Here is a 21231-nt window from a genome sequence, read left to right as displayed (position 1 = left end):
AGGGGGGATGATGCGTAAAGCGGAGTGTCAGGAAGTATGGCGGTCGGCATAAATGGCCATAGCATCCCGCATAAATGCAGCAAGGCCTTCTCCGAACTGATCAATATTAGCCGTAAACCGCTTGTCATCGACATACAGTTGCCCGAGCCCCTTAAAGGCATCAACCGAATAACTGCCCATTTTATTTAAGAGAACATACCATTTTTTAATGCTGGCCTGCGCTTCCTCTGATTCGGGAGCCAGGTGTCGAACTTTTGCAAGCTCTCTGTATACATTATTCATCTCGTCGGCAAATGCCTTCTGTTCTTCAGCTGACATACGGTTTATTTTGGTATTGGACTCATCAACAGCTTTGTCTCCCCAGCGTTCACGGGCTTCCTGTTCGTACGGGTTATGGCTGAAATCAAATCCCTCAAATTTCTCCTTGTTCGTCATGTGGATTTCTCCTTTCTCATGCTGCAATGTCTTTTCAATGGACGCAATCATGCGGTTCAAACGACGTTGTTTTTCCAAAAGCATACGGCGCTGCAGCTCCAGTGCTTCAAGCCTGTCGAAGGAAGGGCGCTCGATGATTTCTTTTATTTTCTTCAAGGGAAAGCCAAGCTCTTTATAAAATAATATTTGCTGAAGCTTCTCAAGATCTGCGTCGGAATAAAGACGGTAGCCGGCTGCCGTCGTTTCCTGCGGAGACAATAATCGAATGTCATCATAATGATGCAGTGTGCGTACACTAACACCCGTCATGTCGGCGACTTCCTTTACTTTCATGGCCATCTCGCTACCCTCCCTTCACTCATTACTTTAATGTATCACGTAACGTTAGAGTCAAACATTTTTTCAAAATTATTTATTCCTGAAGACGCAGGAGTCTTTTCCAAAAATAAACTGCCCAACCTAAACTGACAAGTAAACATCCGCTGAAAAGAAAACACTGTACAATAAAATACTGCGTTTGAAAGGCAGTCATGAACCAGGCAGCGGGAAAAAAGTAGGCTGCATATGTCCACCACCCGCTGAAAAGGGGGAGTGCAGCGCTGAGCAGCAGAATAATATTGAGAAGCTTTGATAACGCGAGCCCTTCCACCTTATTTGCGGCGAGACTTCCTGACGCAAGCATCACTACCGGGGCCTGCAGGGAGGCGGCTGCAACCGCCGGCACCAGCGATAAGAGGGGATATCCCTGTGTGTCATACAAAATGATGATTACAACTGAAAAGAAGACGGAAACTGTAACAGGCAGTAATAATCGAAAGAAGAGGTAGCCATGATAGCGCAGCGGCGAAACAGCATAATATCTCAGGAGGTGCTGCCCTTTTTCCTCCAGCATGAGAAATCCGGCGAGCAGCCCAATCATCAGTGGCGTCATTAAAAGCAGTGCTCCTAAAATAAGCGGATGTTTTGTTACAAGAGAAAACGGGAGAAGCGGCAGTGCCCACTTCACCAGTGCGAGCATCAGAAGCGGAGCAGCAAGAGTCAAAAGCAGAAGCGGGTCGCGGGTGATGTGCTTGCGGTCCATTTTTAACAATTGAAATATTGTATTCATCGAATCCCTCCTACCAGCCGCTTCGAACAAATACATGCTACAGCATAAGCGGCAGTGCCCCATAAAAGCATTACAGCAAGTGACACCACAGCAGGTATCTCCGATGCAGCCGGATATAGGCCATTTACCGCCGCACGTGCAGGAAAAGCATGCCAAAGAGGGTGAGATAAAGGTGGGAAAAAGTCTACAAGCGGGACATATAACAGCGTAATGACAAGCGCCCCTGCAAGTAAATATTGATTAACGGATGATAGAAAGATAGAAACGATCAATCCGGTCAGGGTAAAAAAGATGGAGCTTAGGGATACTGCCATGATAAAAAGGACGGTGTTTTTCGGAAACCCGGCAGCTCCCAAATGAATGACGGTGCTGCTGAGGATAGTGAGAACTAACAGTGACAGCACCTTTGCCAGTACATAGTTTCTGCGGAGGAGAGGGCTCACTGATAATGGCCGAAGGATGCCCTGATCTTTTTCAAAAAGTATTATTGCCCCGATAAAAAAGAAGCCGAGCATTGTCGGATCCGTAAAGATTACTGCCGCTGCTGCCGCGTCAAGCCAATGCTTTGGGACGAAGGAGAGAAGCACCAGGTAAAATATCGTAATTATCGCATATACTACGTAAAATCCATGTTTCCATTGAAAGCGAATATCCTGCCAGATGAGAGTTTTCATTCCGCTAGTCTCCTTCCAGTCACCTGCATGAATACTTCATCCAGCGTTGCTTCCTGGGAATGGATCGTTTCAACTTCCCCATTTTTCAACCATTCCAGCAGCTGGGGGTGTTGACCTGCTTCATCAAACGACAACGCAAGGTTCTCCCGGTTACGAAATGAAAACAGGATCATTTTTCGTCCATAATTCAGCTGAAGCTGATGAGGTGAATCGATGACCGAGATACGTCCGTCCACGATAAAAGCGATCTGGTCGCAAAGATTCTTTGCGGTTTCCATATGATGTGTGCTCATCAATATCGTGACACCGCGGGCCTGTTCCTCCTTTATAATCTTTTTGACGATGTGAGACCAGGAAGGATCAAGCCCTGATGTCGGCTCATCAAGAATCAGTACCTCCGGCTCGTGCAGCAGAGCCCGGCAAAAATTCAGCCGCATTTTCATTCCCTTCGAAAATCGTCCGACTGGAAGATGGGCAGCCTCTGCCAATCCAAGGCGTTCCAGCCATTCGATCGGACGGCGCTGATTTTGTGGGTAAAGAGAATAAAAAAATTGAAGATTCTCCAGTGCGGTCATTTTTTCGTAAAAAACAGGCGTATCAAACGCCACACCAAGTTTATAATAGAAGTCTTTACGAGCACGCTTGATTTCCTGACCGTTTATATAAATTTCTCCATCATACGATGATAATAGACCCGTCACTAGTTTTTGTATCGTGCTTTTTCCTGCTCCAGATGGGCCGAGCAGACCGAAAATATGCCCGCGTGGGATATGAAAGGAAAGGTCGGAAACAGCGCGCGATTTGCTTTTCGGATATGTGAAGCTGACATTTTTAACACTAATCATCTCGTCGATCTCCTTTCATCACATAAGCAGCAAGGCTTGCCGCCATCAGCCGCACGGTTTCATCAAACCAGTCTGGTCCAATTTCCTTTTTGTGAAGCGACAACAGGATGAACGAACGGATCGAGGATATAATCAGCTCCGGCTCTATATCTTTCATAAATCCCCGCTCCTGCCATCCTTCAAATATCGGCTTGAGTTCCTCAAGATCCTTTAAGGTATGGTCATCAAGCTCTGCATCGTTAACCTTACGGATCAACGCCTGGTATTCCTCGGCCTGAAAAAGAGTGGATATCAGCGGACTTGCTTCGATTTCCTGAACCGCTGTCAGCAGAAATCGGGCGAAATTATCCTGGTCCGGACGGCTTGTGGTTAAAAACGGGTGAAGTTTATTTTTCAGGCGCCTTTCCTCGTCGAGCAGCAGCTCGTAGAAAAGCTCCTCCTTTGAATGGAAGAACGAGTAAAAGGAGCCCTGAGCAATGCCGCTGTCTTTTGTAATCTGGCCGATGCTGGTTTTACGGAGGCCAAGACGGCAGAAGTGTTCAAAGGCGGTTTGTTTTAGGGTGGTACGGATGTGGGTTTTTTCTTTATTTGAGAATCCTCTTGGCAAAGGTGTTCACCTCGCATTTTTGAATATATGAATAAAAATTATTTTTATTCATATATAAGTTTAATCCAAATACGAGAAAGTGTAAATAGCTTGAGAAGGGAATTCTGGATGAATGTCTTACATGGTCGAAGCAGGTAATTCCTTCGTTTTCAAGTCCGCTTGCCCCTGCTATATGAACATGTGAATCTTTAAAACCGGGTACTGACTTTTTCCTACTGCCATCCACCACACTGATTTTTCCCCAGGAGGAGCGAATGTACAAAAGGCCGTGGTCTTTGAAGGAGGATGGAGGCATAATAAGAGTACAACAGTGTCGCATGCCTCGTTATATCATCTAAAAAGTAGAACAAGGATCTTGGAATAGTTGTGCTACAACAAAGGGGGTTCATATTCATGAACTACGACATAAGAATGGTTATTGCTTCTTACGTAAGAGGGAAGAGGGACATTTTATCACGTCTTTTTCAAAAATAAATCTACCTCAATTGTTTTTAAATATAGTTTGACCTACAATTACTGAAGCAACTGCAACAAATTTAGAACCTTTTTGTTTTATAGTATAATTTTGGAAAGGATGTGATTTTCATTCATGAGAACATACATATGGAGAAACGAGGAAACTACCGGTCTGGAGTATGCAGAGGTGGAGGAGCTGTCCGATAAAATACATGTGAATAGTACCATTATTAACGGGAGCCCCTCAGCATATAAAGCTGATTACTTCTTTCTATTAACGAAGCAATGGGAAGTGGTGAACATTCGGGTCATCATCGCAGCAAGCGGCCGGAGGCTCCACCTTAGAAAAAAGGGGGAGAAATGGCTGGACGCAGATAAAAAGGAACTGCCGGAACTTACCGGAGCAATAGACGTAGATATCTCCGCCACTCCTTTCTCAAATACGCTTCCTATAAAACGTTTATCGTGGGAGACGGGCCATAAAAAAGAATTCGAGATGGTATACATAGAGCTTCCATCGCTGCAGCTGCAAAAGTTAACCCAATATTATACACTGCAGGAAAAAACAGAACGAGGATTTACATTTACCTATGAATGTAATGACTATCAAACGAAAATATACATGGATGAAGATGGCTTTGTCATCAGTTATCCTGGTGTCTTCACACGCTGCGTTTGACAAAAAATGGAGGAGAATTTTTTGGAAATCTATGAAATGCAATCCGATAAAGAAATACGAGCGGCTTTTCCGCTCCTAAAGCAATTAAGAACACATCTCGATGAAAATACTTATGTGGAGCTGGTGAAGGAAGCAATGCTGGAGGAGCGTTATCATTTAGCCGTTCTCGAGAGTGATGGAGATTTGGCTGCGGCAGCAGGATTTAAAGAGATGACCACCTTATATTATGGCCGCTTTGTCTGGGTGTGTGATCTGGTCACGGATGAAACGAAACGATCGCAGGGGTATGGCGAAAAGCTTCTTCACTATGTCCACGAATGGGCAGCCCGGCGCGGGTGCGAATGTGTAGCTCTCTCCTCCGGGATCCAAAGGGAAAAAGCCCATCGTTTTTACGAGGATAAGATGAATTATCATAAAGCGAGCTACGTCTTTAAATCAACTCTTTAAAAAGGGGATCTTCTATGGAGCGGGTTATGATCGTGGCTGCATCAGCAGGATCAGGTAAATCCACCCTTGCAAAGCAGGTGGGAGCCGCAAAAGGACTGAATGTGTATCATCTCGATTCCTTTTATTTTCGGCGGGGGTGGGTCGAGGTTCCGCAGGGGGAATTTATCGAACGAATTCAAAAAGCTGTCATGCAGGAAAAATGGGTCATCGACGGAAATTACAGTTCGACATTTAGATACCGGGAAGCTCGAGCAGATACAGTACTTTACATTGAGCTGCCTTTAAGGGTATGTCTGTATCGTATTGTAAAAAGATACATAACGTACCATGGGAAAACAAGAAATGATGTCGGCTGTACTGAGAAATTAGATGCAGCCTTTTTGAAATTTGTCATCACGACCTACCGCAGGCGAAAAAAGGACATGAGAGAACGCTGCAGTCGATGGCATCGTCAAGGTAAGAATGTAATTGTTCTTAATTCGAGACAAAAGGTCAGGAAGTTTGAAGACTTGAACCATAAGATTTGAAAAAAGAAGAGATAAAAAAGAGAGGCTGTATCAAAAGCCCCTTTTTATAGAAAAAGTAGTATCCTAAAAAGAAGATAGCAGGGGACAAGTCCGAAGACTCCAGTGGGAGAGCAGCGGCTGAAGATCCGCCGGGCGCGGGTTTCGCCCGGTTAGCTGAAGCGCTGCCCACGGAAAGCGAAGGACTTGTCCTCTGCTTTTTTTACCATACAAAAGGGGCGAGTAGCATTTATGATACAGCCCCTTTGAAAGCTTTTATCGTTGACCGCCCATTTGCTGTTCAGCCATTTGTACGAGTCTTTTAGTAATCTCTCCGCCTACGGAACCATTTGCTCTAGATGTGCTGTCTGGTCCAAGCTGCACACCAAACTCCTGTGCAATTTCCATTTTCATTTGGTTAAGGGCTTGCTGCACACCAGGTACAACCAATTGATTAGTGTTATTACTTCTATTCTGTGCCATTTCAAATTCCTCCTTTTCTAAGAATTAATGTTAATATCTCCAATAATGATTTACCTATACCATCTCTTGGGTGGAAGGAAAAAAATTTTTTTAGAGATTTCAGTCAGCCAGTAAACCAATAGATAAAGCAAAAAAATAAGTGTTCGTGTCACAGCGGACCATTCTCAAAATGACCAGTTTTCTGGAGCAGGAAGGAAATTAATTGGAACAGCTGGAAATTGTAAGCGATACGATCTGTCTATTTGGATAAATGTGGTAATGGAGGGTCTAGTAATTAAAACATTGGCAGGATCAAATGTCTACTTGCGTGAATTAACTGAATTGGATTGGAAAAGTGTACATAAGTATGCATCTCAAGAAAAAGTCTGCAAGTATCAAGCATGGGGGCCTAATACGGAGGAAGAATCTAAAGACTTTGTGAACCAGGTTTTGGTTGAAGCTTTCCAAAGACCAAGAACCCGATTTGTGTATGCCATAGTTAAAAAGGATAACCAAGAAATGATTGGTGTTGGAGAATTTAATTTAAGGGATTCCAATAACTAGGCAGGTGAGATTTCGTACGTTGTAAATCCTGATTACTGGGGAAGAGGCCTGGGAACGGAAACAGCTGAATTATTAGTTGAGTTTGGTTTTAGTGAATTCATTCTTCATCGTATATATGCAACCTGTGCCCCTCAAAATATTGGCTCAGGGAGGGTATTAGATAAAATAGGCATGACTAAGGAAGGAAGAATTCGTGAGGACTTGTTAATGAAAAATGGCTGGCGGGACTCTTTGTTATATAGTGTGCTGGAGCAAGAGTGGAGCTCAAAAGATGCAGATAAAAATAAATCAGAAGATAATAACAGTTATATGAAGTAATATTTCAAAACTAACTATTCCATTTAAGTTACTGTCTCTAAAAGCAAAAAATGCTTCCAGTTATCAAAATGATAGCTGGAAGCATTTCATTTGTCATTGTCTCATCCTCTTTCTCTACTTTAATTATACCATGATAAACTAACGATTTTCAGACTGTTTTTTTAAAAAATAAATGGTTAGTATTAATCAAATGCAGCTGTTTTTTCGATGATATAAGTAAACGAAATTGGTTGGAGAAAGTGAATAATTTTCTCGTGTGATTTGTCCTCGTATTAAGCGAAAAATGGGAGGGATTGTAATGGGACGGTATACTTTGGAGTTTCTCGAGATTGATAAAACGAATCAAATGATAGCCGGAGGAAAAGGGGCAAATTTAGGAGCATTATCAAGAATTGAAGGAATTCAGGTGCCGGAAGGTATTTGCGTTACGACAAACGTTTATAGAAAGGCACTCGAAAATAATGAAGACTTCCACACATTATTGAATCAACTAACACTGCTGAATGCAGAGGATCGAGATCAAATAGGAATTATCAGCAGGAAGATCCGGAAACTCATTTTGGCAGCAGAAATTCCTCCCGAAGCTGTAAAAGAAGTTACTCGAATTCTATCCCGATATGGAGATGATCAGGCTTATGCAGTGCGTTCTAGTGCCACTGCTGAAGATTTACCCCATGCCTCTTTTGCTGGCCAGCAGAATACCTATTTAAATGTCATAGGCATAGGGTCAGTCATGCAGCATATCAGCAAGTGCTGGGCGTCTCTGTTTACGGATCGTGCAGTAATTTATCGGATGCAAAATGGATTCAGCCACCGTGATGTTTATTTATCCGTTATCATTCAAAAGATGGTTTCCCCACAAGCTTCAGGAATTTTATTTACAGCTGATCCGATTACTTCTAACCGAAAGCTATTGTCAATTGAAGCCGGTTTCGGCCTTGGAGAAGCGCTGGTATCCGGCTTAGTCTCTGCCGATTGTTATAAAGTACAGGAAAAGGAAATCGTCGATAAGACGATAGCCGCCCAAAAATTGGCTGTCTATGGACGAAAAAACTGCGGAACAGAGACCAGGCAGATCGATTCCCACCAGCAAATGACCCAGGCACTGACGGACGAACAAATCCGACAGCTGTCACGGATAGGAAGACAGATCGAGGCTTATTTTGGCTCTCCGCAGGATATCGAATGGTGCATGGCGGATGGTATATTTTATATCGTCCAAAGTAGGCCAATTACCACGCTGTACCCGATCCCTGAGGCAAATGACCAGGAAAATCACGTTTACGTATCTGTCGGCCATCAACAAATGATGACCGATTCCATTAAACCTCTCGGATTGTCTTTTTGGCTGTTAACGACTTCTGCACCGATGCGCATAGCCGGCGGAAGGTTGTTTGTTGATGTTACACAACATCTGGCTTCCTCTGCCAGCAGAGAAAATTTATTAAACGCCATGGGTAATCACGATCCACTTATGAAAGATGCTTTAATGACCATATTAGAGCGAAGGGATTTCATTAAACCGTTACCAAATGACAAAAAAGATCGGAGTGCCAGTCAAAGCAATAAAGGTAAGTCGTCTCAGGGAGCACAGGTGGAAAACGATCCGTCCATCGTTTCTGATTTGATTAAGAGCAGTCAAGAATCGATAGATCATGTGAAACAAAACATCCAAACGAAGTCAGGGTCAGATTTATTTGATTTTATCCTAGAAGATATTCAGCAATTGAAAAAGAATTTATTTGCTCCCCAAAGTATGGGTGTGATTACGGCTGCTATGGATGCAGTATCATGGATCAATGAAAAAATGAACAAGTGGCTTGGTGAGAAAAACGCAGCAGATACGCTTTCTCAATCTGTCCCAAACAATATTACTTCGGAAATGGGTCTGGCGCTTTTGGATGTCGCAGATGTGATTCGTCCTTACCCAGAAGTACTGAATTATTTACAGAAAGTAAAAGATGATAACTTTTTGGATGAACTGGTTAAGTTTGATGGTGGACGGGAAGCACGGGACACTATGTATGAGTATCTCAGCAAATACGGAATGAGATGTACCGGAGAAATCGATATTACTAAACCTCGCTGGAGTGAAAAACCAACTATACTTGTCCCTATGATTCTTGGTAATATAAAAAACTTTGAGCCTAATGCAGGCACTCGGAAATTTGAGCAGGGTCGACAGGAAGCGTTGGAAAAAGAAGAAGAGTTATTAGTTCGATTGAAGAAATTACCGGATGGCGGACAGAAGGCTGAAGAAACAAAACGAATGATTAAACTCCTACGGAACTTCATCGGTTATCGGGAATATCCAAAATACTTCATGGTTAATCGTTATTTCGTTTATAAGCAGGCTATATTAAAAGAAGCTGAAGAACTCGTAAAAGCCAACGTCATTCATGAAGTCGAAGATATATATTATCTCTCTTTTGAAGAACTACACGAAGTCGTACGCACGAATAAACTGGATTATCAATTTATCAGCGAACGAAAAGACGAATACAAATCATATGAAAAATTCACGCCTCCACGTGTTATCACTTCTGATGGGGAAATCATTGCAGGGGAGTACAAACGCGAAAATCTCCCAGCCGATGCTATTGCAGGTCTCCCGGTTTCTTCCGGAATGGTAGAGGGTCGAGCACGTGTCATCTTAAACATGGAAGATGCTGAGCTGGAAAGTGGAGATATTTTAGTCACCTCTTATACTGACCCCAGCTGGACACCATTATTTGTCTCCATTAAAGGCCTGGTTACTGAAGTTGGCGGGCTGATGACCCATGGTGCAGTTATCGCACGTGAATATGGCCTGCCGGCAGTGGTTGGAGTGGAAAATGCTGCCTCGTTGATAAAAGATGGGCAGCGCATTCGTGTACATGGAACAGAAGGCTACATCGAAATTTTGTAATTTCGATTCCATACAGTAGGAATGATAGCGCAGTGTAGAAGGAGCAATTCTTTTAACGCTGCTTTTTTTCTTCTTGGCTCAAGAAGCGATAATTATTACTTACTTTCTCAAAGACATGGATTTATTTTCCTAAAATTGTAAAATCTATTCAGTCCTCCATATATCCTTATATTAAAAGTTTATCTTACAAATTACCTAATTCCTATAATTATTCTGGTTCCTATTAACTCTGCCCGCATATTTTACACGAATAGATTGTCAAAAATCATGAGACGCCCGCGGGAAATGCAAGGAGGCTGCTGAAAAAGTCCCCCAAGAGTCCATTTCATTTTTTTCAACTCGAAAACGGTACCGTTTTCGAGTTTTTTTCTTTTTGTGTAGAGAAAAGAGGTATACTAAACCTATCAAATGAAAAAGCGGGGAGTACTCATGTTACATAGCCAATTATCTCTTTCCTTAAGTCCCTATATGGACCTCTATGATGCGGTTGTTCCAGACGATCATTTTCTTCGACAAATGAAAGAACTCGTGGATTTTTCCTTTGTCGAAGAGGAGTTGAAGGACAAGTATTGCTTAGATAACGGAAGACAGGCAGAACCTCCCATACGTATGTTTAAATACGTCCTGTTAAAACAAATCTACGATCTATCGGATGCCGATCTGGTCGAACGGGCCGCGGTTGATTTGTCCTTTAAATATTTTTTAGATTTGACTCCAGAGGCTCCCGTGATCCATTCCAGTTCGTTAACGAAATTTAGAAAGCTGCGTCTGTCCGATAAAGATTTAATGGATATCCTGGTCCAAAAAACGGTGGAATTGGCGGTCGAACAGAATCTCATCACCTCTCAGACGCTGATCGTAGACGCCACGCATTCGTCGTCCCGTTTTCATTCCAAGTCGCCGGTGGACTATCTCAAAGACAAGTCCAAATCGTTGCGTAAAACAGTGTATCGCTACCAGGAATCGATGAAAGACCAATTTCCACCCAAGCCCGGCGGCTCTGGTTTAGAGGATGAAATAACGTACACCAAAGAACTCATCCAAACCATTGAAAAGCAATCCGCCGTCAAAGACCTCCCTGCCGTCCAGGAAAAAAAGAATGTGCTCGAGGAGCTCATCGAAGATATCGATGAAGAGGTAGTATAAGCTTTACCTATACGGTTCAACCCTTTCTGAATAATCTATTAGTGCAGTACTAATTCTATGAAAAGAAAGGGGATTTTTTTATGTCAAGGAAGCGAAAAATCTCACCAATTTATCATGATTACGAAGAAGTGGAAATGAACGACGAAATTACACGTCCCGGCAATAATAGTGATAATGATATGATAAATGAAATGAGAGAAAAACTAGAGGAGGCTCTTGATCAAGCGAAAAATGGAAAATGCAGCAATGCGGAGGCAAAGTACTTGAAGGAGTTAAGAGAATACCTTTATAATGCTCAACAAGCGGAATGTCCAGGTATTGTTTTTGATCAGTGTACAATAGAACTGCCTAGAAATTCTATTGCTGGTGGAGAATCGCCTCCACTCATCACAGCTGTATTAAATGATCCATTCTTCCTGCGCTGCTGTACTACTCCGACTGAAGTAGATGCAGTAACTCCGTGCGGTACGATTTCAAACGCCTGTATGGTCAATGAGGTAAGAGCAACTGGATATATCAACTATTATTTGTCTTTTGAGCTGGACACATTTCTTAACAACGGAGAGAGTAATTGTTCAGCTCTGAATACTTTACCGTTTAGTTGTTCCGATACCACGTGTGTGGATGAAATTCTTTGTTATACAGGCCTGGATGCAGAGGAAAGCTGCCCGGATTTTTGTAACGAAAATGTATTATCCTTTGGGTTTATCTGCTCAACCTGTAATACGGGTAACAAATTGACAGTAACGTATGTCATTGTGCATATACTGCCAAATTGTGATGATATGGAAAACAGCTGATCTGTTACCCTCTAGATAAAGCCCGGCCCGGGTCATTCGCCATTCTAAATGGCGAAGCTCGGCTTACATAAACAAAGCAACAAAGCGGACAAAATATTCGACGAGGTTATTTTCAAAACTGGCCGGCATTTATCGGAAAAAATGCCTGGACAACTGCCCGCGGCTGCCCATTTCTTCACGTACAACCCGAATAGTTAGAAATGCTCTTCCAACGAGTTAATACTTACAGTGATTTCATTGTCAGGATCATCAAGGGCATATATTCTGGCGGTGCCATTTTCTTTATCAACATGCTGGATGTAGACGGGAGTACCGTCATACGTTACATTAACCATAATCGGTGATTCTGCTACATCGATGGCGCGGCTTACATTCATCGGAATATCTCCTTTAACTTTGTTTAGTAAAAGTATGTGCGTTTCTACTTTTTCCTATGTAATTTTCATGTGAGTAAACACGTTTTCTTAGGAAAAGCTAAGCAGATAAACGTAGAAAGGAGATTTGTAAAATGGGTTTGACGATTGGAGATAAAGCACCGGATTTTACACTGCCTTCCACCACGAAAGTCGATATATCCTTATCCGATTACCGAGGGCTGAAAAACATATTATTGGCATTTTTTCCATTAGATTTCACACCGGGCTGAATGAAGGAATTAACCTCTTGGAAAGAGGATTATGAAAAGTTAAAAGCAAGTAATACGGAGGTGCTCGGCATCAGTGTCGACCACATTTATTCGCAGAATGTTTTTGCGGCAAGTCTGGGAACTCTGCCTTACCCGCTCCTGGCGGATTGGCACAAAGAAACTGTTAAGAAATACGGAGTGTTCAACGAAAAGGATGAAGTGGCGGTCCGCTCTTGTTATTTAATTGATAAAAACGGGAACATCGCTCATATGAACACGAGCTTTAAAGAAAATGACAAAGCCAGCTATGAGAGCATACTTGATGCATGCGGCAGGCTGGCCAAGCAGATACATGTGCCATAAAAGGTTCAGTCATCGGACTGAATCTTTTCATTAGGAGGAGATTATGTGAAATATCGATTTATAGGTTCAGTAGATAACAGGGAGTACATACCGAATTCAACAGAGTGGCGACCGCAGGCGGGACTTTTTACGATGAAGCCGTACGACGTATCGTTTCCAATAGAGAAAATAAAAGAACGTCCATCAGTCATGAGCAGATATATCGAAGCTCTGCCTTTTGCAGAGGAAAGCGTTCTTGATGAGGTTACGTTAGGAGAAGGGATGACCCCGCTCATTCCATTGGATACAAATGAACCGAATGTTCTGGTGAAGCTTGATTACCTTATGCCGACCGGATCGTTTAAGGACAGAGGCGCCGCTGTTTTAATTGCAAAAGCAAAAGAGCTTGGAGCCGAAAAAGTAATCGCGGACAGCAGCGGGAACGCAGGGACAGCTATAGCAGCCTATTGTGCAAGGGCTGGCCTCCCCTGCCATGTTTATGTACCTGAATCGGCTTCTGAAAAAAAATTGGAACAGATTAGAGCTCATGGGGCAGAGCTGCAAAAAGTGCCGGGCTCGAGAGCAGATACTGCGGAAGCAGCAATGACTGCAGTAGATGAGAAAAAGCATTTTTACGCTAGTCATGTGTACAATCCTTTTTTCTACGAAGGAACGAAAACATTCGCTTTTGAAATATGGGAACAACTGAATTTTACGGTTCCAGACACACTCGTTCTGCCGGTCGGCAATGGTACGCTTGTTCTTGGGGCATTTATCGGTTTTCAAGATCTGATGAACGCGGGGCTTATCACTTCCCTCCCAAAAATTACTGCAGTGCAGGCCGAGCCGTGTGCTCCGCTTGCGGAAGCATTTCGACAAAATTCACACATCACTCCTGCAAAAAACGAAGGCACACTCGCAGAAGGGATCGCCATCGAAAATCCCCCCAGAGCGGAACAGATTATGGAGGCTGTAAATAAAACAGGAGGGACCTTTATTACGGCACCGGAAGGCGATATTCTGAAAGCAAAAAAAAGACTTGCGGAAAAAGGCTTTTATGTAGAGCCGACTACAGCCGCCACTTACACAGCTTTTGAAAATAATAAAGAATGGCTGTTCGACACGAAAGAAACTATCGTTTTATCGCTTTGCGGATCCGGATTAAAAAAATAGATTGAAAGTCTCGGAAATCATGCTTCCTGAAGAGGGGCGTTTTTTTTTAGGTAATTATTAGCAATAATACCCTTTATAGGTAAGTAATAATACCTACAAGGTTAAAGGAATATAGAAGCTTACAAAGATATATGAAAATAATTAGTTCAAAAGATTAATACGTATTTGACATACTTTTTTTATTTAAAGGGAAAAGTGCTCATTAAGAAACATCGAATCTTATCTGAAATTAGAGAAAGGTGGTGAAGGCTTCCGATGGCAAATAATAATTCAGAAAAATTCACCTATGCATTTATGGCAGCAGGAAGTCTTATAGGAGGAGCCTTGCCTCTTATTAGTAAAGAAACGAAGAAACGTCTTCAAAACAATTCTAAAAAAGATGATTCTTCAGAAGAAAGTGGAGAAGAAACAGGCGGGACATCTTCAAAGCTTTCGAAGCCGGCAAAGGTAGGAAAAAAAGCAGGGAAGCACGCAGTGAAGCAGGCTGTTAAACCTGTGAAAAAAACCGGAAAGCAGGCAGCAAAGCCTGTGAAAAAAACGAAGGATAAAGCTTCGGATGCCGCAGAGGAAGCAGTAAGCAGCACCAAAAAGAAAGCAGAAGGCGCAAAGAAAAAAGCCACCTCTACTAAAAATAAATTAAAAACTGCAAATAAGGTTAGTGGGGCTGTCAGTAAAGGAAAGGTTCCTGTAAAAAAAGCTAAATCAACATTGAACAGTGCAAAAAATTCTGTTGGAAAAGGTGTCGAGCGCACAGGGCAAAAAATTCAAGATGATGAAAATGTCGACGAAAACACAGCAGAAGCAGCCAGCGAACCAAAAAAAGCGACGATTAAAAAAGGGAAAGAGGCGAAAGCCAAGTTGAGTAATAAAAAGAAGAAACAACAAGAGGAAGACTTAGAAAATGAAGAACAAGAAAATGAAGATGAGCTTGTAGAAGAAGACGAAGAAGAGGAAGAAGAAAATAACGGTGAAGAAAATGAGGAAGAAGAGGTAGACGAGGAAGAAGAAGAAGAAGAGGACGAAGAAGAAGAGGTAGACGAGGAAGAAGAAGAAGAGGACGAAGAAGAAGAGGTAGACGAGGAAGAAGAAGAAGAAGAAGAGGACGAAGAAGACGAAGAGGACGAAGAAGACGAAGAAGAAGACGAAGAAGAAGAGGAAGACGAAGAAGAAGACGAAGAAGAAGACGAAAAAACTTCTAACAAAAAGCCGACAGTTACGCTGGTGATGGATACGGTAAATAAATTTTTTACAGATTATGTTTCCACTCCGCACCGTATTACCTCCTCTGTAAAGGATGATGAAGGCTGGAACGTAGAAGTGGAAGTAATTGAAGAAAAAGAACACATGAAAAATTATGGAAAAGATGAACTGCTGGGAGTGTATGAGGTGCAGCTGAATGAAGAGCTTGATATTACCTCCTATGAACGGACCAGTCTACGGGCAAGAAGCGCTCCACTGGATAATGAGTAGCAGCCATTCCCCTATATTTTCAATTAAATTAGGTCCTATGGCTTAATTTAATGGAATCGTGGGAAAGAGAAAGGCAGCGCTGTAGACCTGCCAATTGGCTGGTCGTCATGAAAGGTGGTGGGAGCCTTATAGATGAGCAAAAAGCAAAATAAGAAAAAATATGTTTTGAAAGACACCGATGAAATGTTCAACAGTTCTGCCATGCATGAAAAATCAGAAGCAGCGGAAGACAAAGAAAACGACGAAGCCAGCACAAAAGAAAAAGTGCTGCAAAAAGCCAAAGATTTTACCAGCGCAGTTACACCAAATAAAAACTCTGACGAGAATAAAGATAAACAGGATGAAGAGGAAGAAGGTCTGCTGGAGCAGGCAAAGGATGTAACAAAAGAAACAGCAAAGGAAACAGCGAAAGAAGCTGCTGAGAGTATTGCCGAAGGAGAATCTCCAGAGGAAATTAAGGAAGATGTGAAAGAGACGGCTATAGATACAGCAAAGGATGAAGCCGGCGATAATCCAAAAGCGAGAAATGCTGCGGCAGCTTCACTGATGGGAAAGAAATTTTACGATGCGCTTGAAAAAGCTAGAATTGCGAAAGAGAAAGCGAAAGAAAACGCGCAGGAAGCCGCAAAAAAATTAAAGCATGCTGGTGAAGAAGCCTCTGAAAAGCTTCAGGGACAGAGTGAAGCAGCCAGAGAACACATCAAGGAAAAATCAGAAGAAGCGAAGGATAATGTTCAGGATTTACAAGAAAATGTGAAAGATAACAGTAAAAAGGCTAAAGAAAAAGTTCAGAACGAAATGAATGATAAATTGGAAGAACATTCTGAGGAAGGGAGGAATACGAACAAAAAAAGCAAGGGTTCCTTACTAGGTGCAGGTACCGCAAGCGATATCAAAGGTGCAAATGATATTAAAGGAGTGAGTGATATCAAGGGCATCAGCAGCCTGAAAGGAATCGATAATGTAAAAAGCCCCAGAAAGATAAAAGGTGTTAATGACCTGAAAGGTGTCAACGACATCAAAGGGGCAAATGATATAAAAAAATTATCTTAAAAGAGGAGTGTTTAGAATAATGGCAACTCTAGAAAAACACACAGATTCTTCTAGTCTGGCAGAAGTAATTGACCGCATTTTGGATAAAGGGATCGTCATTGACATTTATGCACGAATTTCCGTAGTAGGGATTGAGCTTATTACAATTGAAGCGAGAATAGTTATCGCCAGTGTTGATACGTGGTTACGTTATGCGGAAGCGGTTGGGCTCTTAAGAGATGAAGTGCAGGGTGAAATAGACAATGAATCTGATGCGAGCCGCCGTGAACAGTTAAACTTCGCATAGAGTTAGTTTATTAGTTTAGTAGAAGGACGCTTGGAGCAGGCGAAAAGATAAGAACCTAAGGTCATATGCGTCTCCCGCGCATATGACGGGTTCTTTGCTTTATACGTAATTGTAATTGTTTGAGAGGAGGAATTTACGATGGCAGCTGAAAGTACAGCAGTTAAAACAGATGAGGAAGAAGAAAAAGAGACAAAGCCTTCAGAGAAAAGCAGCAGCTCTGCGAAAACTAGAAAAAAACGCACGACGAGTAAAAATGAAAAAGATAAGCAGGAAAAAGATGAACCCGTTAACGAGGAAGCAGAAAATGAGGAAGCTGAGAATTCACAAGAAGATTCTGAGCCAAGTCATAGTATGACAGAGGTTTTAAATGAGATCCGGGATTTCTTTGAAGAGCATATCCGTCCTCCTTTCCGCATTACCTCTGTTATCAACAACGATAATAACGGATGGGATGCAGAAGTAGAAGTGATTGAAGAAAAGGAATATATGAAAACTTACGCAAAGGACCAGCTCTTGGGCGTGTATGAAGTAAAGATCAATAGTAAATTAGATATCATGTCGTTTGACAGAGTTAGTCTGAGACCAAGAGCAGCTCTGTTAGATAAAAATGGAGGGAGGTAAGAGTAGTGGCAGCGAAAAGCACAACAGCAGAGAAAGACACAGAAGAAAAAAAGACATCTACCTCAGCTTCCCAAAAATCGAAAACTAATTCGAACACTGGGACGAAACAGACAAACACCAGTAACTCTAAAAGTAACGCCTCTTCTTCAAAACAGAGTACAAGTAAATCAAGTTCAGAAAATATATCCAGAAAATCAGAAGAACCGAAAAAATCCTCGGAGTCAAGGGTTGAAAAAACTGCCAGTACTGATTCTAATAAATCTGAGAAGAGTGAGCGGCGTACCAAAACAGCGAAGAGCTCCCAGGATCAATCCGGGCATACAGAAAGCAGCTCCAGTTCTGGCAAAAAACAGATCCGGAATTTTGACAAGTTTGTAGAGACAGAGGAAATAAAGGGATTGCTCGATCGATCACAGCAATATCTTGAAGCTGGTTATCCTGTTCATTTTACAGGGCCGGCAGGGGTCGGTAAAACTACAATGGCTTTGCAGCTCGCAAAAAGAATAGAGCAGCCGGTGGTTTTATTAAACGGGAACCGTAACCTTTCCAATGTAGATTTGATCGGTGCATTTGCCGGTTACACCAGTAGAAAATTTGTCGACAACTACGTCCGGAAAGTGTATAAGCGTGAGGATAAGCTGAATGAACATTGGGCGCCCGGTCATCTGCTCGAAGCAGCCCAAAAAGGTTATACTGTAATTTATGATGAGTTTACCAGATCTCACCCGGAAACGAATAATATCCTGCTGCCACTGCTGGAGGAAGGAATATTACCTCTATACGGAGCCAAGCAGAAGGACTCGTTTGTCAGTGTTCATCCCAATTTTAAAATGATTCTTACAAGCAACCCGGAAGAATATGCAGGGGTATATGAAACCCAGGATGCCCTGGTTGACCGGATCATTACAATCTCTATGGGAGAATCAGATGCTGACACACAGACGAACGTATTGATGGAAAGAACGGACATTTCGGAAGAGAATGCTTCGCTTATCGTCAATTTTATTGAGAAGATCCGGCATGTCTGTAAAGAGGATAAAAAGAACATGCCGAGTTTCCGGACGGCTGTAATGATCGCAGAGATCTGCAAGAGCAGCGGCATTACTGTCGATTCGAAGGATAGCTCATTTCTTAAAGTTTGTACCGATATTGTTGGAATGAGTGTCCAAGCCTGTAAGGAAGAAACAGACAGAACAAAAGTGGAGGAATTTATTCAGCAGGAGTTAAAGAAGTCCTAGGAGGTGGACAGCTTGAGCGAGGAATTAGGGGTGTATATGTTTTGTGTCATAGAGGAGAATCAGCCTCAAAAGTTCGGGCACGCGACATTAGCCGGAGGGGAACGGCCGGTATATACGATTCATAAAAACAACAGGGCGATGGTTGTCGCCGATGCGCCCATTCAAATATATGATCCAAGCCGCAAAAATTTAAAGGCACACCAGGAAATTGTCGAAAAGGTTATGAAAGATTATGATATTATCCCGATGAGCTTTGGAAATGTTCTGCAGGGACAAGAAGATATTCTCATTTTAATGGACAAGCTCGATGAGCAGTTTGATGAGATCTTTCCAAAAATCAAAAACAAAATTGAAGTCGGCCTGAAGGTGATTGGGAATAAAGAATGGCTTTCTCAGAAAGCGAATCAGCAGCCCAATGTAAAAGCTCTTCAAAACAGAATGCAGGGCAAGGAAGCCAATGCGAGTTATTATGATCGTATGCAGCTGGGGGAATCAGCCCACAAGTTTATGATTGCTCTGCATTCCGAATTCGAGGAGGAGGTTTTTCAACCATTGGCAAAAATAGCTGACGCTGCCAAAAGCAACGAAGTGATCAGTGAAAGAATGCTGTTAAATGCCTCCTTTTTAGTAGATAAGAAAGATGAAGAAGCTTTCGATAAGAAAGTAAATAAAATCTACAACGAATGGGAAGATAAAGCAGACTTTAAATATACAGGACCATGGCCTGCTTATAATTTTATAGATATCAAACTGAAGGCGAAGGATCCGACATGATCCACAAAGTATTCACCTGGCCGGTAGATTTGTTAGTGACAGTTGGAGAAAAAGTGAAAGAGGAAGTAGACAAAGAGTTCTACGATCTCGAATTTATCCAGCAAAAACTGACTAACCTCCAGATGATGTACGAAATGGATGAAATTCCGGAGGAGTTGTTTCTCGAGCAGGAAGAAATACTGCTGGCCCGATACCGGATTGCAAAAGAACAAGAACAGGATATGATGAGAGAAAGTTTAGAGGATTAAGGGGGGAAGCTGATTGGAAACTCAATCTGGCGCTCCTGCTCTAATCTATTTGTATGCTTTCATACCGACAGAGGAATATGAAAAGCAGGAATGGGATGCAATAGAGGGGATAGAGCCGCCGAATGAAGTTGAATTTATCGAATATGGTGAAATTACAGCAGTAACCTGCAGAGTCCCGGAAGCCGAGTACGGGGAAAAAAAACTGCAAAAACAAGTGGAGAATATGCAGTGGCTGCAGGGGAGGGCATTTCACCATCATGAGTTGATGAATGTTCTGCATGACCGCTTTACGGTATTACCATTAAAATTCGGAACAATATATTCTCAGCCTGAGCATTTAACAAACAGCATGGAGGAGCACAGAGACCGACTTGCTTCGTTATTTGATTACCTCCATCAAAAAGAAGAATGGAACATGAAAATATTTGTTGATAAATCTAAATTCATTTCCGCTGTCGTAGAAAACAGTCCGGAAATGGAGGAGAAGAAATTAGAAATTGAAAATCTATCTCCTGGCAGAAAATTCTTTGAAAAAAAGAAAATTGATCAATTTGTAGAAGATACTGCAGACGAAAATATTAAAAATACCTGCAAAGCGATCCATGAAAAACTTTCTCAAAAGAGCTTCAACACAGAGGTGAAGAAAAACTGGGAACGAAAGGTAACCGGCAGAGAAGAGGAAATGAGCTGGAATGGCGTTTACCTTATAGATAAAGCGGAAAGAGAAGCTCTGCTTTCAGATATAACAAAGCAGGAAAGCGAAGCAAAAGAAAATAATACGGGCCTGTCCTTTGAAATTACTGGTCCATGGCCGGCCTACCACTTTTCAGAGTTCTTAAACAGAGGTGAAGAGAATGGAAGATAGCGGCTTGAAAAACCGGGATGTTTCCCTGCTGGATATACTGGATGCCGTCCTGGAAAAGGGCGTGGTCATTCGTGGGGATTTAACCATTTCCATTGCAGATATTGATTTAGTGTATTTAGACTTACGAGTACTGCTCGCTTCGGTCGATACGCTTAAGACTTCGAAGCACGAAAGTACCACCGATGGAAACGAAAAAGTGCTGCAAGCGAGGAGGGAGAAGATTGGATAAGCCTGCACAGGTAACAAATGCGGAAAGCTACAACCCGACAGGACGCATCTCTCTAGATCCAGACAAAGCAGACGAAGGACTTTCACAGCTAGTAATGACGGTCGTCGAATTATTGCGACAGCTTGTGGAGCGGCAGGCCATGCGAAGAGTTGACAGCGGCGATCTGACAGATGAGCAGATTGAGCAGCTTGGCACAGCGCTTATGCAGCTGGAGGAAAAAATGGAGGAAATGAAAAATATCTTCGGTCTTGATGATGAGGATTTAAATATTGATCTCGGGCCGCTTGGAAATTTAATTTAATCGGCACCAGCTCAGAATTTTCTTCATTAATTTGAAACAAAAAGGAGAAATGCC

Annotated in this window: 25 protein-coding genes and 1 pseudogene; 19 read left to right on the top strand and 7 right to left on the bottom strand. The window is 42.3% G+C overall.

Translation table 11 applies throughout. The annotated features are described in order from the left end of the window. Positions 1–27: 27 nt before the first annotated feature. The 5 genes from ACE4RR_RS12100 to ACE4RR_RS12080 form a co-directional block, all read right to left on the bottom strand. The gene (locus ACE4RR_RS12100; protein ID WP_375535678.1) at positions 28–774 is read right to left on the bottom strand and encodes a MerR family transcriptional regulator; all 747 of its coding nucleotides are present in this window, start codon (positions 772–774) and stop codon (positions 28–30) included. 73 nt (positions 775–847) lie between these two features. Further along, complete coding sequence (locus ACE4RR_RS12095; RefSeq protein ID WP_375535677.1) at positions 848–1543, bottom strand: hypothetical protein; 696 nt, start codon at positions 1541–1543, stop codon at positions 848–850. Continuing rightward, entirely contained in the window at positions 1540–2217 is a 678-nt protein-coding gene (locus tag ACE4RR_RS12090) for a fluoroquinolone export ABC transporter permease subunit (protein ID WP_375535676.1), read from the bottom strand. Before ACE4RR_RS12090 ends, ACE4RR_RS12095 begins: the two co-directional genes overlap by 4 nt. Further along, the gene (locus ACE4RR_RS12085; RefSeq protein ID WP_375535675.1) at positions 2214–3062 is read right to left on the bottom strand and encodes an ABC transporter ATP-binding protein; all 849 of its coding nucleotides are present in this window, start codon (positions 3060–3062) and stop codon (positions 2214–2216) included. The genes ACE4RR_RS12090 and ACE4RR_RS12085 overlap by 4 nt, the downstream gene beginning before the upstream one ends. Beyond that, positions 3055–3669 carry a TetR/AcrR family transcriptional regulator gene (locus ACE4RR_RS12080; RefSeq protein WP_375535674.1) on the bottom strand — a complete coding sequence of 205 codons (615 nt, stop codon included), beginning with the start codon at positions 3667–3669 and terminating at the stop codon, positions 3055–3057. The genes ACE4RR_RS12085 and ACE4RR_RS12080 overlap by 8 nt, the downstream gene beginning before the upstream one ends. Before the next feature lie 589 nt (positions 3670–4258). On the opposite strand from ACE4RR_RS12080, the gene ACE4RR_RS12075 reads away from it, so the two are divergent. From ACE4RR_RS12075 to ACE4RR_RS12065, 3 genes are read left to right on the top strand one after another with little or no spacing between them, the layout of a single operon-like run. Further along, positions 4259–4804: a putative glycolipid-binding domain-containing protein gene (locus tag ACE4RR_RS12075; RefSeq protein WP_375535673.1), complete on the top strand. Its 546-nt coding sequence runs from the start codon at positions 4259–4261 to the stop codon at positions 4802–4804. 21 nt (positions 4805–4825) lie between these two features. After that, entirely contained in the window at positions 4826–5251 is a 426-nt protein-coding gene (locus ACE4RR_RS12070; RefSeq protein WP_375535672.1) for a GNAT family N-acetyltransferase, read from the top strand. A gap of 14 nt (positions 5252–5265) precedes the next feature. Then, on the top strand, positions 5266–5778 hold the full coding sequence (locus tag ACE4RR_RS12065; protein ID WP_375535671.1) for a P-loop NTPase family protein: 513 nt from the start codon (positions 5266–5268) through the stop codon (positions 5776–5778). 252 nt (positions 5779–6030) lie between these two features. On the opposite strand, the gene ACE4RR_RS12060 is transcribed toward ACE4RR_RS12065, so the two are convergent. Further along, the gene (locus tag ACE4RR_RS12060; RefSeq protein WP_375535670.1) at positions 6031–6237 is read right to left on the bottom strand and encodes an alpha/beta-type small acid-soluble spore protein; all 207 of its coding nucleotides are present in this window, start codon (positions 6235–6237) and stop codon (positions 6031–6033) included. 258 nt (positions 6238–6495) lie between these two features. On the opposite strand from ACE4RR_RS12060, the pseudogene ACE4RR_RS12055 reads away from it, so the two are divergent. The 4 genes and pseudogenes from ACE4RR_RS12055 to ACE4RR_RS12040 all read left to right on the top strand — a co-directional run. Continuing rightward, a pseudogene (locus ACE4RR_RS12055) lies at positions 6496–6945 on the top strand (GNAT family N-acetyltransferase); the annotation flags it as partial. Between the two features lie 451 nt (positions 6946–7396). Further along, complete coding sequence (gene ppsA / locus ACE4RR_RS12050; RefSeq protein ID WP_375535669.1) at positions 7397–10006, top strand: phosphoenolpyruvate synthase; 2610 nt, start codon at positions 7397–7399, stop codon at positions 10004–10006. Between the two features lie 429 nt (positions 10007–10435). Continuing rightward, positions 10436–11152, top strand: a complete 717-nt coding sequence (locus ACE4RR_RS12045; protein WP_375535668.1) for a transposase — start codon at positions 10436–10438, stop codon at positions 11150–11152. A gap of 80 nt (positions 11153–11232) precedes the next feature. After that, positions 11233–11952, top strand: a complete 720-nt coding sequence (locus tag ACE4RR_RS12040) for a hypothetical protein (protein ID WP_375535667.1) — start codon at positions 11233–11235, stop codon at positions 11950–11952. A 194-nt stretch (positions 11953–12146) separates the two neighbouring features. Here ACE4RR_RS12040 and ACE4RR_RS12035 read toward each other — a convergent pair whose 3' ends face one another. Further along, entirely contained in the window at positions 12147–12329 is a 183-nt protein-coding gene (locus ACE4RR_RS12035) for an H-type small acid-soluble spore protein (RefSeq protein WP_375535666.1), read from the bottom strand. Positions 12330–12460: 131 nt separating this feature from the next. Between ACE4RR_RS12035 and ACE4RR_RS12030 the strand changes: the two genes are divergently transcribed. The 12 genes from ACE4RR_RS12030 (at position 12461) to ACE4RR_RS11975 (ending at position 21177) form a co-directional block, all read left to right on the top strand. Then, the gene (locus ACE4RR_RS12030) at positions 12461–12940 is read left to right on the top strand and encodes a redoxin domain-containing protein (protein ID WP_375535665.1); all 480 of its coding nucleotides are present in this window, start codon (positions 12461–12463) and stop codon (positions 12938–12940) included. A gap of 45 nt (positions 12941–12985) precedes the next feature. Further along, entirely contained in the window at positions 12986–14092 is a 1107-nt protein-coding gene (locus ACE4RR_RS12025; protein ID WP_375535664.1) for a threonine synthase, read from the top strand. Between the two features lie 255 nt (positions 14093–14347). Next, on the top strand, positions 14348–15562 hold the full coding sequence (gene gvpO / locus ACE4RR_RS12020; protein ID WP_375535663.1) for a gas vesicle protein GvpO: 1215 nt from the start codon (positions 14348–14350) through the stop codon (positions 15560–15562). A 132-nt stretch (positions 15563–15694) separates the two neighbouring features. Continuing rightward, the gene (locus tag ACE4RR_RS12015) at positions 15695–16615 is read left to right on the top strand and encodes a hypothetical protein (protein ID WP_375535662.1); all 921 of its coding nucleotides are present in this window, start codon (positions 15695–15697) and stop codon (positions 16613–16615) included. 19 nt (positions 16616–16634) lie between these two features. Continuing rightward, entirely contained in the window at positions 16635–16901 is a 267-nt protein-coding gene (gene gvpA / locus ACE4RR_RS12010) for a gas vesicle structural protein GvpA (RefSeq protein WP_375535661.1), read from the top strand. Between the two features lie 138 nt (positions 16902–17039). Then, the gene (gvpO, locus tag ACE4RR_RS12005) at positions 17040–17522 is read left to right on the top strand and encodes a gas vesicle protein GvpO (RefSeq protein ID WP_375535660.1); all 483 of its coding nucleotides are present in this window, start codon (positions 17040–17042) and stop codon (positions 17520–17522) included. Between the two features lie 5 nt (positions 17523–17527). Continuing rightward, complete coding sequence (gene gvpN, locus ACE4RR_RS12000; RefSeq protein ID WP_375535659.1) at positions 17528–18760, top strand: gas vesicle protein GvpN; 1233 nt, start codon at positions 17528–17530, stop codon at positions 18758–18760. A 12-nt stretch (positions 18761–18772) separates the two neighbouring features. Beyond that, positions 18773–19534: a GvpL/GvpF family gas vesicle protein gene (locus ACE4RR_RS11995; RefSeq protein ID WP_375535658.1), complete on the top strand. Its 762-nt coding sequence runs from the start codon at positions 18773–18775 to the stop codon at positions 19532–19534. Further along, complete coding sequence (locus tag ACE4RR_RS11990; RefSeq protein WP_375535657.1) at positions 19531–19782, top strand: gas vesicle protein GvpG; 252 nt, start codon at positions 19531–19533, stop codon at positions 19780–19782. The genes ACE4RR_RS11995 and ACE4RR_RS11990 overlap by 4 nt, the downstream gene beginning before the upstream one ends. Positions 19783–19795: 13 nt before the next feature. Beyond that, complete coding sequence (locus ACE4RR_RS11985; RefSeq protein WP_375535656.1) at positions 19796–20647, top strand: GvpL/GvpF family gas vesicle protein; 852 nt, start codon at positions 19796–19798, stop codon at positions 20645–20647. Next, positions 20637–20876: a gas vesicle protein gene (locus ACE4RR_RS11980; protein ID WP_375535655.1), complete on the top strand. Its 240-nt coding sequence runs from the start codon at positions 20637–20639 to the stop codon at positions 20874–20876. The genes ACE4RR_RS11985 and ACE4RR_RS11980 overlap by 11 nt, the downstream gene beginning before the upstream one ends. Then, positions 20869–21177, top strand: coding sequence for a gas vesicle protein K (locus ACE4RR_RS11975; protein ID WP_375535654.1), 309 nt, complete (start codon positions 20869–20871; stop codon positions 21175–21177). Before ACE4RR_RS11980 ends, ACE4RR_RS11975 begins: the two co-directional genes overlap by 8 nt. Positions 21178–21231 lie beyond the last annotated feature (54 nt).

Origin of the sequence: Alteribacillus sp. HJP-4 (assembly GCF_042139015.1) — a bacterium.
Classification (GTDB): Bacteria; Bacillota; Bacilli; order Bacillales; family Marinococcaceae; genus JBHIKY01.
The sequence above is the reverse complement of the archived record's forward strand: the minus strand, read 5'-3'. Positions and strand labels throughout refer to the sequence as shown.

Coding starts and splice junctions, on each gene's coding strand:
- ACE4RR_RS12045 (WP_375535668.1), top strand. CDS start 10,436: ATGTTACATAGCCAATTATCTCTTTCCTTAAGTCCCTATATGGACCTC.
- ACE4RR_RS12090 (WP_375535676.1), bottom strand. CDS start 2,217: ATGAAAACTCTCATCTGGCAGGATATTCGCTTTCAATGGAAACATGGA.
- ACE4RR_RS12085 (WP_375535675.1), bottom strand. CDS start 3,062: ATGATTAGTGTTAAAAATGTCAGCTTCACATATCCGAAAAGCAAATCG.
- gvpO (WP_375535663.1), top strand. CDS start 14,348: ATGGCAAATAATAATTCAGAAAAATTCACCTATGCATTTATGGCAGCA.
- gvpA (WP_375535661.1), top strand. CDS start 16,635: ATGGCAACTCTAGAAAAACACACAGATTCTTCTAGTCTGGCAGAAGTA.
- ACE4RR_RS12095 (WP_375535677.1), bottom strand. CDS start 1,543: ATGAATACAATATTTCAATTGTTAAAAATGGACCGCAAGCACATCACC.
- ppsA (WP_375535669.1), top strand. CDS start 7,397: ATGGGACGGTATACTTTGGAGTTTCTCGAGATTGATAAAACGAATCAA.
- ACE4RR_RS12065 (WP_375535671.1), top strand. CDS start 5,266: ATGGAGCGGGTTATGATCGTGGCTGCATCAGCAGGATCAGGTAAATCC.
- ACE4RR_RS11990 (WP_375535657.1), top strand. CDS start 19,531: ATGATCCACAAAGTATTCACCTGGCCGGTAGATTTGTTAGTGACAGTT.
- ACE4RR_RS12040 (WP_375535667.1), top strand. CDS start 11,233: ATGTCAAGGAAGCGAAAAATCTCACCAATTTATCATGATTACGAAGAA.
- gvpO (WP_375535660.1), top strand. CDS start 17,040: ATGGCAGCTGAAAGTACAGCAGTTAAAACAGATGAGGAAGAAGAAAAA.
- ACE4RR_RS12060 (WP_375535670.1), bottom strand. CDS start 6,237: ATGGCACAGAATAGAAGTAATAACACTAATCAATTGGTTGTACCTGGT.
- ACE4RR_RS12015 (WP_375535662.1), top strand. CDS start 15,695: ATGAGCAAAAAGCAAAATAAGAAAAAATATGTTTTGAAAGACACCGAT.
- ACE4RR_RS12100 (WP_375535678.1), bottom strand. CDS start 774: ATGGCCATGAAAGTAAAGGAAGTCGCCGACATGACGGGTGTTAGTGTA.
- ACE4RR_RS12035 (WP_375535666.1), bottom strand. CDS start 12,329: ATGAATGTAAGCCGCGCCATCGATGTAGCAGAATCACCGATTATGGTT.
- ACE4RR_RS12075 (WP_375535673.1), top strand. CDS start 4,259: ATGAGAACATACATATGGAGAAACGAGGAAACTACCGGTCTGGAGTAT.
- ACE4RR_RS11980 (WP_375535655.1), top strand. CDS start 20,637: ATGGAAGATAGCGGCTTGAAAAACCGGGATGTTTCCCTGCTGGATATA.